The organism is Nocardioides sp. GY 10113 (assembly GCF_004919105.1).
GTDB lineage: Bacteria > Actinomycetota > Actinomycetes > Propionibacteriales > Nocardioidaceae > Nocardioides.
The window spans coordinates 162,658-173,646 of sequence record NZ_STGK01000007.1 but is presented as its reverse complement, the minus strand read 5'-3'; the positions used below and the strand labels follow the sequence as shown (position 1 = coordinate 173,646).

Here is a 10,989-nt window from a genome sequence, read left to right as displayed (position 1 = left end):
CTCCTTCCTGCTGGACCGCTCCAACCGCCAGTACCTGTGCATCGCCTCGGTCGAGGGCGGCGTGGAGATCGAGGAGGTCGCCAAGACCAACCCCGAGGCCGTCCGCCAGATCGCGATCGACCCGGGCGCCGGCGTCGACGAGGCCAAGGCTCGCGAGATCGCGGCCGACGCCAAGTTCCCCGAGGCCGTCTTCGAGCAGGCCGTGGAGATGATCCAGGCGCTGTACAAGGTGTTCGTCGAGGAGGACGCGACCCTGGTCGAGGTCAACCCGCTCGCGCGGCTGGCCGGCGACAAGCTCGAGGCGCTCGACGGCAAGGTCACCCTGGACGAGAACGCCTCCGAGGTCCGTCACCCGGACCACGAGTCCTTCGAGATCCGCGAGGAGGCCGACCCGCTCGAGGCGAAGGCCAAGGACCTGGGCCTGAACTACGTCAAGCTCGACGGTCAGGTCGGCATCATCGGCAACGGCGCGGGCCTCGTGATGAGCACCCTCGACGTGGTCGCCTACGCCGGCGAGGCGCACGGCGGCGTGAAGCCCGCCAACTTCCTCGACATCGGTGGCGGCGCGAACGCCCAGGTGATGGCCAACGGCCTCGACGTGATCCTCAACGACCCGCAGGTCAAGTCGGTCTTTGTCAACGTCTTCGGTGGCATCACCGCCTGCGACGAGGTCGCCAAGGGCATCGTCGGCGCGCTCGAGCTGCTCGGCGACAAGGAGACCAAGCCGCTGGTGGTCCGCCTCGACGGCAACAACGTCGACCTCGGCCGCCAGATCCTGACCGAGGCCAACCACCCGCTGGTGACCCTGGTCGACACCATGGACGGCGCGGCCGACAAGGCCGCCGAGCTGGCGAACGCCTGAGGAAGAGAGCGCTAGAACAATGTCGATCTACCTCGACAAGAACAGCAAGATCATCGTCCAGGGCATCACCGGCGGCATGGGTGCCAAGCACACCGCCCTGATGATGGACTCCGGCGCGTCGATCGTCGGCGGTGTCAACGCCCGCAAGGCCGGTACCACCGTGACCCACAAGGACCACGAGGGCAACGACGTCGAGCTGCCGGTCTTCGGCACCGTCGCCGAGGCGATGAAGGAGACCGGCGCCAACGTGTCGGTCCTCTTCGTGCCGCCGGCCTTCACCAAGGACGCCTGCATCGAGGCCATCGACGCCGAGATGCCGCTGATCGTCGTGATCACCGAGGGCGTTCCGGTGCAGGACACCGCCGAGGTGTGGTCCTACATGCAGGGCAAGTCCACCCGGATGATCGGCCCGAACTGCCCCGGCATCATCACGCCGGAGGAGTCCCTGGCCGGTATCACCCCGCACACCATCGCGGGCAAGGGTCCGGTCGGTCTCGTCTCCAAGTCGGGCACGCTGACCTACCAGATGATGTACGAGCTGCGCGACTACGGCTTCTCGACCGCCATCGGCATCGGTGGCGACCCGATCGTGGGCACCACCCACATCGACGCCCTCGAGGCGTTCGAGAACGACCCGGAGACCAAGGCGATCGTGATGATCGGCGAGATCGGCGGCGACGCCGAGGAGCGGGCCGCGGCCTACATCGCCGAGCACGTCACCAAGCCGGTCGTCGGCTACGTCGCGGGCTTCACCGCGCCGGAGGGCAAGACGATGGGTCACGCCGGTGCGATCGTGTCCGGCTCCGCCGGCACCGCGCAGGCCAAGAAGGAGGCCCTCGAGGCCGTCGGCGTGAAGGTCGGCAAGACGCCGTCCGAGACCGCCGAGCTGATGCGGGAGATCCTCAAGGGTCTCTGATCGGCGCCTGACGCACGTCACGTACGACGGCCCGTCCTCCTCCGGGAGGGCGGGCCGTCGTCGTCTCCGAGCGTGGTCCCCAGGACCTTCTAGGGCCCGTCGGCGAGCGCTGCCAGCTGCTCGAGCACGTCCTGTGCCTGCGCGATCGCCTCGTCCAAGGCGGCGTCGTTCGCCTCCGGCGTGCCGCCGCCCTCCGACTCGCTGCCGACGATCAGCAGCCCACGTCCGACGGTGCCGGCCGCGAGCACGCCGGTGCTCTCCTCGAGGACGGCGCCGTCGACCGTGGTCACCCGTCCGATCCGGACCCAGCCCTCGCCCTCGGCGGCCGTCGACACGTCGTACCGGGTGGTGACGGCGCCGTCCTGCGCCTCGCACGCGGTGAAGGCCGCGGTCAGCGAGGCGAGGGCGTCGGCGGCCTCCTGGGGCTCGTCGTACAGCGCGACCCCGCGGAACGCTCGCTGCGTGGGCCCGCGCAGCACGGCCGTGCCGTCGCTGGTCGGGGAACCGAACCGGGGTGAGGCACCGCAGGCCGTCGTCACCTCGTCCGAGCCCGGCAGGATGCCGCGCCCGCCGTCCGATTGCCACTCGTAGTCCTGCCCGCTGGGCCACCCGGACGCCAGGGTGAGCTCGTCCGGGAAGGTGCTGGTCGATCGATCGGGCACGGGTGCCGTGGCGCCGTCCGGCGCTGCGGCGTCGGACCGCATGAGGTCGACGGCGACAGGGAGCATCCGCTGCATCGGCGTACCGTCCAGGAAGGTGTAGTCCTCTCCGACGATCTGGGTGCGGACCACGGTCAGCCGATCGCCGCTGACCGCGAGGCCGGTCTCGGTGATGTAGGCGGAGTCGCCGAACTCGTCGAGGTCGCGCGGGACCGGACCGTAGTTGGCCTGGATCACGGTCGCCCCGACGCCGGCTGCGACGTCAACCGGCAGCGGGTCGAAGATGCTCGCCTCCGTCACGCCCTCGACGCCCTCCTGGCAGTCCTTCACCCAGCTCTGGATCTCGCTGTAGGCCTGCCGGGCATCGGCGTCGGTGATGAACTGGGCCACCACCTGGTCCATCGCGTCGCCGCGCACCTCCACGTCGGCGCCGTCGGGCGAGGTGTTGCGCAGCTCGAAGCTGCGCTCCCGTACCGAGACCGCCCCCTGGCTGGCGAGGCTCCGCCGGGCGCACGGGTGGTAGTCGGCCTCCCGGTCGGTGCTGTCCGGGCCGGTCACGAACCAGTCCGCGCCGTCGCTGTACACCGTGTCGTCGTCGCCGAGCAGGTCGGACTCGGTGACCACGGACGACGCGCCGTCGGTCTGGTCGGCCGGCGGCACCTCGACGGTGCGGTGGGCGCCGCCGGTCATGGCAAGCACCGGTGCGGCGATCAGCGCGGCGGCCAGTGTCGCGCCGCCGGCGATCATCGCCCGGTTGCGGCGCCTGATCCGGTCGCCGCGCCGTCGGATCTCGGCCGGCGGGAGTGGCATCGGACCTCCCTCGATCTCGGAGCCGAAGCGGCTCAGCCTCTCCATCGGGTCAGACATGGCTCACCCCTCCTCCCTGCAGTCCGCCGGCCTCGTCGCTGAGCAACGCGGCGAGAGCGGTGCGGCCACGGCTGAGCCGGGCCTTGATCGTTCCTTCCGGTACGCCGACCTCGGCGGCCACCTGGTGTACCGGCAGGTCGGCGATGTGGTGCAGCACCAGCGCCTGGCGCTGCGCCTCGGGCAGCTGCCTGAGCGCGGCCACGAGGGTGACGTGGGACTCGTCGAGCGCGGCCGTCGTCAGCGGTGCGCCGACGGCGCGGTCGACGGGTCGCTCGGCGACCCTGCGGCGGCGCCAGCGGCTCACCGCGAGTCGGTACGCCGTGGTGCGCACCCATGCCTCGGGGTGGCCGGAGCGCTCCAGCTTGCGGCGGTGCGCCCAGGCGCGGGCGAACGCCTCCTGGACGCACTCGGTGGCCTCGTCGAGGTTCCCGATCATGGCGTACACCTGCCCGGTGATCCGCCGGAACGACGCGTCGTAGAGGTCATCGAACTCGTCGGCGTCCATCGCCCCCCCTTCCTCCTGCCCGCCGTGCGCGGTGCCTGTCGAGAGGGTTTACGCGCCCGGTCGGCGTACGGTTGCACGTCCGACCCGAGAAATCTCGCAGCCGACCCGGGGCGGCCGGGATCAGTACGCCGGCATCTCGCCGATCCGCTGCTGTGCACGCCGGGCCAGGGCCACGAAGTCGGCGTCGCTCATCCGGGCGTCGGGTGCCGCCACGTAGAGCAGCTGCGTCAGCGCGGTCCGTCCGCGCACCGCTGCGAGCTGGTACTCGACGGTGCGGTCGCCCGGCAGCTCCGTCACCAGGCGCCACGCGGAGAGGCTGCCGGTGCCGTCGTCCTCGGTCGCGAGCCGCGTGACCGTGGTGCCGGCGCTGGCCTCCTGGTCGGGGCAGCCCTCGACCTGGGAGCGCATCAGCTCCGCGAACGCCGCGGCGCGGGCGGCGGGCAGCGAACCGACGACCTGGGTGAGGCCGGCGGTCTCCGGGAGGTCGCTGTCGACGAAGACGAACGTCCGGAACAGGTTCCTGCGCACCTTCGCCCCACGGAACTCGTCGCGCAGGAGGACCGTCGAGCAGCCGACGCTGACCTCGCCACGGCCGCCGGTGACCTCTCGGGCCGGGGTGCCGACCAGGGCGCCGTGCCCCGTGCCGACCGGGGGCAGGTCGATCTCGGAGAGCAGCGCGGGCGTGCGGCCGATCGGGAAGGGATCCCGGTCCACGGGCGGGGGCGACGCCGGCGCGCAGGCGCCGCCGTCGGCGAGGTCGCACAGGCGGTTCACGGCGGTGCTCAGCAGGTCCGCGATGGCCTGCCGGTCGGCCCGGCCGGGGGCGACCTCGGTGCGCAGCGAGGTGACGGTGACGAACTTGCCGGTCCGGGCGACCCCGGCGAGCACGGTGCGGTCCGGGTCGTCGGTCTCGGGGCCGGTGTCGCGCAGCAGCAGCAGGGCGGCCTGGTCGCCGAGGTCGGGGACGTCGGCGGTGCTGAGCAGCTGCGTGTGCGGCAGCTGGGACCGGTCCTGGTTCGCCGGCGGGGTGCACGCCGCGAACCACCCCACCGACGTCCGGAAGCTGCGCTGGGCCGCACGCCGGTTGCTCGACGCCTCCGCGGTCTGCACGAAGCGTCGCGTCACGCCGTCCTCGTTGAGCCGGAACGGGCGGACCCAGGCCCCGACGCCCTGGGGGTCGGCGTACCGGGTGCTCTGGCAGGGGTGGACCAGGCCGTTGCCGGTCGAGTTGTCGGTGGTGCGGCCCTCCTGCCAGGCCCGACCGCCCGCGAGCCGGCCGCGCACCTCGATCAGCGGCAGCAGAGCCGTGTCGGGCAGGCTGACCTGGACCGCCGGCGGCTGCGAGGGCTGCGCGGTCGGGGTCTCGGCGCGGTCCAGCGTCGGGCGGGCCCCGGTCGCGTCGCCGACGAGCGCGCCGGCGGCGAGCAGGCAGGCGACGGCGGTCGTGGCGCCGACGATGGTGTGGGCCCGGCGGCGAGCCGCCCCGGCGCGCCGCAGGATCGAGGCGCGGGGCCAGGTCACCCCGGCGGTGGCCTTGCCGAGCTCGGCGAGGGCGAACGGGATCGCCGAGGTGGGGATGTCGCGCTGCAGCGCGAACTGCGCCGCCGCGGCCTGCAGCTCGCGCTCAGCCGCCTCCAGCGGCAGCCCGACCTCCCGGGCCATCTCGGGCATGGTGACCGCGGCGAGCTGGGTCAGCAGCAGCGCCGCGCGCTGGTTCGCGCTCAGCCCGGCCAGGGCGGCCAGCGTGGCGCGGGTCTCCTCGTCGACGTCCTTGCCGCGGCCCCACGGCTTGGTCGAGGCGCGGCGCTGGGCGTTGCGCCAGGCGCGGGGGCGCACCTGCCGCTCGGGAGCGTCGGTGTGCGACAGCTTGCGCCAGTGGTGCCAGGCCACCACGAACGCCTCGCGCACCGCGCTGCGCGAGGCCGTCAGGTCCCCGGTCAGCGCGAACGCCTGCAGCAGCAGCCTGCCGCGCGCCTCCTTGTAGAAGGCGTCGAAGCCGGCGGCGAGGTCGTCTCGGGACGGGGGAGCGGGCCGGGCTTCGACGTCGGTCATGGCCGGACCACGGTACGGCATGGCCTGATCGGCGTGGCGACGCAGTGGGTGCTTCGGCGACACGCATGATGAGAGAGCCATGACCTCGCTCCCCTCCTCGCTCAGCCGACGCACCAGCCACGACGGCGGGACCCGCTCCGCCGGGCAGGTCAGCCGCGACCTCGCCACCCGTCGACCCTTCGTGGCGACCGCGACCCTCGGCGGCGCGTTCGCTGCGGTCGGGCCGGTCGTGGTGTGCATGGCGGTCGCGGTCGTCGGCTGGTTCCTCACCGACGCGGGCGGCCACGGCGAGCCCTCCGACGCGCTGCGCGTCGGCGCGTCCGGGTGGCTGCTCGGGCACGGCAGCGGCCTCGGCGTGGGCGGCGTGCGGATCACCGCCGTACCGCTCGGGCTGACGCTGCTCTGTGCCTGGGTGGTGTGGCGGGTCGGTCACCGCGTCGGCGAGGCGGTCTCGGGGCACGGCCCCGACGCGGCCCGGCTCGCGGACGGCGAGCGCGACTGGACCGTGCCGACCGCGACCGTCCTGTTCACCGCCGGCTACGTCATCGTCGCGAGCCTCACCGCCAGCACGGTCGCCACGGCGGCCAGCGACCCGAACCTGACCCGGGTGATCGGCTGCTCGATCCTGCTCGGCATCGCGGTCGGCGGGCCGGCGATCGCCCGCGGCTCCGGTCGGGCGGCGATCTGGGTACCGGCGCTGCCGGCCGCGCTGCGCGCCGCCACCGCCTTGGCCCGCACGATCCTGCTCTGGTGGCTGGCGGCCTCGGCGCTCGCCTTCGGGGTGGCGTTCGTCCTCGACCTCTCGACCGCGGCGAACGTGGTCTCCCAGCTCGGCGCCGGCACCGGCGACACCGCGCTGATCGCGCTGCTCAGCGCCCTCGTCGTGCCCAACGCGGTCCTCTTCTCCAGCAGCTACCTGCTGGGGCCCGGCTTCACCGTCGGCACGGGCACCCTGGTCTCGCCCGGTCTGGTGGTCCTCGGCCCGCTGCCGATGTTCCCGCTGCTCGCGGCCCTGCCCGACCCCGGTACGCCGCCCGCCTGGACCGAATGGCTGATGCTGGCCCCGCTGCTGGTCGCCTTCGTCGCCGCGGCGCGCTGGCAGCGGCGGTCGCCGGCCCCGGGGTGGGACCAGGTCGCGATCCGCGGCTGCGGCGGCGGCATCCTCGCCGGGGTGCTGCTCGGCCTGCTCACCCTGCTCGCCGGGGGCGCCGTCGGCCCCGGCCGGATGAGCCAGGTCGGACCGTTCGCCTCCGACGTGCTGCTGCACTCGATGACCGCCTTCGGCTTCGGCGGTCTCCTCGGCGCGCTGGCGATGGCCGGCTGGCAGCGACGCGGGCCGCGGACGCGCGGGGCGCTCGGCTCGCTGCGGGGCCGCCTGCCTGGACGCGGCTGAGCATCCGCGCGGCTGCGCACTAGACTCACCGCTCGTGCCTGCCGCCCCCGCACGCCTGGTCGTGCTCGTCTCCGGAGCCGGCACGAACCTGCAGGCGCTCCTCGACGCCGCGGCCGACCCGGCGTACGGCGCCGAGGTGGTGGCCGTGGGCGCCGACCGCGACGGGATCGAGGCGCTCGAGCGAGCCCGTCGTGCCGGCGTGCCGACCTTCGTCCACCGGCTGCGCGACTTCGAGTCGCGCGGGGACTGGGACGCCGCGCTCGGCGCGACGGTGGCGGCGTACGACCCCGACGTGGTGGTGCTCGCCGGCTTCATGAAGCTCGTCGGCCCCGCGTACCTGGCCGCACTCGGCCAGCGCACGGTGAACACCCACCCGGCGCTGTCGCCCGCGTTCCCCGGCATGCACGGGCCGCGGGACGCGCTGGAGTACGGGGTGAAGGTCACCGGTGCGACCCTCTTCGTCGTCGACGGCGGTGTCGACACCGGCCCGATCGTGGCGCAGACGGCGGTGCCCGTGGCCGACGACGACACCGAGGAGACGCTGCACGAGCGGATCAAGGTGGCCGAGCGGGCGATGCTGGTCGAGGCGATCGGGCGGATGGCCCGTGAGGGATACCGCGTCGCGGGTCGTCGCGTGCTGTTCGGGCGCTGACTCCCGCTGGGTGGTGGGTCGTGTGCCCCACGCCCCGTCATGCCGGGTTCTCGGGCACACGACGGCACCCCGTTGGTGGGTCGTGTGCCCCACGCCCCGCCATGCCGGGTTGTCAGGCACACGACCCCGCTCGGGAGGCGCCCCGCGCCGGTTCGCCAGCACCCGCTCGGCCCGACTAAGGTTCGAGCCACACGACTGGCGCAGGTGGGGGACCACCGGGGAGTGACGAGCCGGCATCGACCGCCTGGGTGCCCCTCATCGAAGAACGACCCCACCGATGAGGAGAGTCCCCCGTGACCGACCGGATCCAGATCAAGCGCGCACTCGTCTCCGTCTTCGACAAGACCGGTCTGGACGACCTGGTCCGCGGCCTCCACGAGGCCGGCGTCGAGCTGGTCTCCACCGGTGGGTCCGCCGCCCTGATCGCCGACCTCGGCCTCCCGGTCACCAAGGTGGAGGACCTCACCGGCTTCCCCGAGTGCCTCGACGGCCGCGTCAAGACCCTCCACCCGCGGGTCCACGCCGGGATCCTCGCCGACCGTCGCCTCCCCGAGCACGTCGCCCAGCTCGACGAGCTGGGCGTCGCCCCCTTCGACCTGGTCGTGGTCAACCTCTACCCGTTCGCCGCCACCGTCGCCTCCGGCGCCGGCATCCAGGACTGCATCGAGAAGATCGACATCGGCGGCCCCTCGATGGTCCGCGCCGCCGCCAAGAACCACGCCTCCGTCGCGATCGTCACCGACGGTGCCGACTACGCCGCCGCGCTGGCCGCCGCCCAGGGCGAGGGGTTCACCCTCGCCGAGCGCCAGCAGCTGGCCGCCAAGGCGTTCGTGCACACCGCGACGTACGACGTCCAGGTCGCCTCGTGGATGGGCAACGTCCTCACGGACACCTCGGTGGAGGACGGCGAGAGCACCGGCTTCCCCGCCTGGATGGGCGCCACCTGGGACAAGGCCGCGGTGCTCCGCTACGGCGAGAACCCGCACCAGCCCGCCGCGCTGTACCGCTCCGGCTACGGCCCCGGCGGCCTCGCCGCCGCCGAGCAGCTGCACGGCAAGGAGATGTCCTACAACAACTACGTCGACACCGACGCGGCCCGCCGCGCGGCGTACGACCACGGCGACCAGCCGACCGTCGCGATCATCAAGCACGCCAACCCGTGCGGCATCGCCGTCGGCGCCGACGTCGCCGAGGCCCACCGTCGCGCCCACGCCTGCGACCCGGTCTCCGCCTTCGGCGGCGTGATCGCCACCAACGTGCCGGTCTCGGTCGAGATGGCGCGCCAGGTCGCCGAGGTCTTCACCGAGGTGATCGTCGCGCCCGGGTACGACGAGGGCGCGGTCGAGGTGCTCCAGGGCAAGAAGAACATCCGGATCCTCGTCGCCGAGCCGCTCGCTGCCGGCGGCGTCGAGACCCGCCCGATCAGCGGCGGCCTGCTGGTCCAGCACGCCGACCGGTTCCAGGCCGAGGGCGACGACCCGGCGAGCTGGACGCTGGCCACCGGTGAGGCCGCCGACGAGCAGACGCTCGCCGACCTCGCCTTCGCCTGGCGCTCGGTGCGCGCCGCCAAGTCCAACGCGATCCTGCTCGCCAGCGACGGCGCGGCCGTCGGCATCGGCATGGGCCAGGTCAACCGCGTCGACTCCTGCAAGCTCGCGGTGGAGCGTGCCAACACCCTGGTCGAGGGCGTGGAGCGGGCCCGCGGCGCCGTGGCCGCCTCGGACGCGTTCTTCCCGTTCGCCGACGGCCCGCAGATCCTGCTCGACGCCGGTGTCAAGGCGATCGTGCAGCCCGGCGGGTCCGTGCGCGACGAGGAGACCATCGCCGCGTGCCAGGCTGCGGGCGTGACGATGTACTTCACCGGCACCCGGCACTTCGCCCACTGAGCTGGATGGCGCGAGCGATGTCGCTCGCTTCGCTCGCGCCACGCTGCCGCGCTCGCGGTCGAGGTTCGCTCGGTGCCAGGTGGGCTGGCGGCCTACGGCGGCTGCGCGCGGAGAAGCTCGCTCGCGGCCTCCGGTCGCTCGTCCCTCGCTCCCTCCGGCTCGCTTGCTTCGCGTTCCCCGCGACAGCAGCCGTCAAGCCTCGCGGTGGTTGAGGTGCGAGCGCGCTCGTCCTGAGGTGCGAGCGAAGCGAGCCTCGAAGGAAGCCTCGAAACCACCACACCAACGTTCACTCTGGAAGGATTCGAACCGTGACTGCTCAGAAGCTGGACGGGTCGGCGACGGCCGCGGCGATCAAGGACGAGCTGCGCGTGCGCGTCGCGGCGCTCAAGGAGCAGGGGGTCACCCCCGGGCTGGGCACCGTGCTGGTCGGTGACGACCCCGGGTCGCGCTGGTACGTCAACGGCAAGCACAAGGACTGCGCCGAGGTCGGCATCGCCTCGATCCGCGAGGACCTGCCCGCGACGGCCACCCAGGCCGAGATCGAGGAGGCGGTCGCCCGGCTCAACGCCGACCCCGCCTGCACCGGCTACATCGTCCAGCTGCCGCTGCCCAAGGGCCGCGACGAGAACCGGGTGCTCGGCCTGATCGATCCCGCGAAGGACGCCGACGGCCTGCACCCGACCAACCTCGGCTGGCTCGTCCTCGGCAACCCCGCGCCGCTGCCCTGCACGCCGTACGGGATCGTCGAGCTGCTGCGCCGCCACGAGGTGCCGATCGCCGGCGCCGAGGTGGTCGTCGTCGGTCGCGGCGTCACCGTGGGTCGCCCGCTCGGGCTGCTGCTCACCCGACGCTCGGAGAACGCCACGGTCACCCTGTGCCACACCGGCACCCGTGACCTGGCCGCGCACGTGCGCAACGCCGACATCGTCGTCGCCGCCGCGGGTGTGCCCGGCATCGTCACCGGCGACATGGTCAAGCCGGGCGCCGCGGTCCTCGACGTCGGCGTCTCCCGCGTCGACGGCAAGATCGCGGGCGACGTCGCCCCCGACGTCTGGGACGTCGCGGGCTGGGTCTCCCCGAACCCGGGCGGCGTCGGCCCGATGACCCGTGCCATGCTGCTGGCCAACGTCGTGTCGATGGCTGAGCAGGCAGCCGCGACCGCTCGGTGAGGAGCGACCGCTGAACGAGGAAGGCCCG

Annotated in this window: 9 protein-coding genes and 1 riboswitch; of the genes, 6 read left to right on the top strand and 3 right to left on the bottom strand. The window is 73.3% G+C overall.

Features of this window, described 5'->3' with window-relative positions:
* Positions 1 to 862: ADP-forming succinate--CoA ligase subunit beta (gene sucC / locus E8D34_RS11320; RefSeq protein WP_136594736.1), on the top strand; the 862-nt coding region annotated here is incomplete at its 5' end.
* A gap of 19 nt (positions 863 to 881) precedes the next feature.
* A complete protein-coding gene (sucD, locus tag E8D34_RS11315; RefSeq protein WP_136594735.1) occupies positions 882 to 1,778 on the top strand; it encodes a succinate--CoA ligase subunit alpha in 897 nt (298 codons plus the stop codon).
* 89 nt (positions 1,779 to 1,867) lie between these two features.
* Here the strand turns inward: sucD and E8D34_RS20770 are convergent, their stop codons facing one another.
* From E8D34_RS20770 to E8D34_RS11300, 3 genes are all read right to left on the bottom strand, one after another.
* On the bottom strand, positions 1,868 to 3,304 hold the full coding sequence (locus tag E8D34_RS20770; protein ID WP_168929410.1) for a hypothetical protein: 1,437 nt from the start codon (positions 3,302 to 3,304) through the stop codon (positions 1,868 to 1,870).
* Positions 3,297 to 3,809, bottom strand: coding sequence for a SigE family RNA polymerase sigma factor (locus tag E8D34_RS11305; RefSeq protein ID WP_136594734.1), 513 nt, complete (start codon positions 3,807 to 3,809; stop codon positions 3,297 to 3,299). The genes E8D34_RS20770 and E8D34_RS11305 overlap by 8 nt, the downstream gene beginning before the upstream one ends.
* A gap of 120 nt (positions 3,810 to 3,929) precedes the next feature.
* Entirely contained in the window at positions 3,930 to 5,861 is a 1,932-nt protein-coding gene (locus E8D34_RS11300; protein ID WP_136594733.1) for a hypothetical protein, read from the bottom strand.
* Between the two features lie 79 nt (positions 5,862 to 5,940).
* Here E8D34_RS11300 and E8D34_RS11295 point away from each other — a divergent pair, with 79 nt between their 5' ends.
* From E8D34_RS11295 to E8D34_RS11280, 4 genes are all read left to right on the top strand, one after another.
* Positions 5,941 to 7,254, top strand: coding sequence for a DUF6350 family protein (locus E8D34_RS11295; protein WP_136594732.1), 1,314 nt, complete (start codon positions 5,941 to 5,943; stop codon positions 7,252 to 7,254).
* Between the two features lie 34 nt (positions 7,255 to 7,288).
* Positions 7,289 to 7,906 carry a phosphoribosylglycinamide formyltransferase gene (purN, locus tag E8D34_RS11290; RefSeq protein ID WP_136594731.1) on the top strand — a complete coding sequence of 206 codons (618 nt, stop codon included), beginning with the start codon at positions 7,289 to 7,291 and terminating at the stop codon, positions 7,904 to 7,906.
* 181 nt (positions 7,907 to 8,087) lie between these two features.
* Positions 8,088 to 8,163: riboswitch (ZMP/ZTP riboswitch) on the top strand.
* A 36-nt stretch (positions 8,164 to 8,199) separates the two neighbouring features.
* Positions 8,200 to 9,792: a bifunctional phosphoribosylaminoimidazolecarboxamide formyltransferase/IMP cyclohydrolase gene (gene purH / locus E8D34_RS11285; protein ID WP_136594730.1), complete on the top strand. Its 1,593-nt coding sequence runs from the start codon at positions 8,200 to 8,202 to the stop codon at positions 9,790 to 9,792.
* A gap of 308 nt (positions 9,793 to 10,100) precedes the next feature.
* Complete coding sequence (locus tag E8D34_RS11280; protein WP_136594729.1) at positions 10,101 to 10,961, top strand: bifunctional methylenetetrahydrofolate dehydrogenase/methenyltetrahydrofolate cyclohydrolase; 861 nt, start codon at positions 10,101 to 10,103, stop codon at positions 10,959 to 10,961.
* Positions 10,962 to 10,989 lie beyond the last annotated feature (28 nt).

Bases quoted from the DNA above. Each gene is read 5' to 3' on its own strand.
- sucD (WP_136594735.1), top strand. From the start codon at position 882: ATGTCGATCTACCTCGACAAGAACAGCAAGATCATCGTCCAGGGCATC.
- E8D34_RS20770 (WP_168929410.1), bottom strand. From the start codon at position 3,304: ATGTCTGACCCGATGGAGAGGCTGAGCCGCTTCGGCTCCGAGATCGAG.
- E8D34_RS11305 (WP_136594734.1), bottom strand. From the start codon at position 3,809: ATGGACGCCGACGAGTTCGATGACCTCTACGACGCGTCGTTCCGGCGG.
- E8D34_RS11300 (WP_136594733.1), bottom strand. From the start codon at position 5,861: ATGACCGACGTCGAAGCCCGGCCCGCTCCCCCGTCCCGAGACGACCTC.
- E8D34_RS11295 (WP_136594732.1), top strand. From the start codon at position 5,941: ATGACCTCGCTCCCCTCCTCGCTCAGCCGACGCACCAGCCACGACGGC.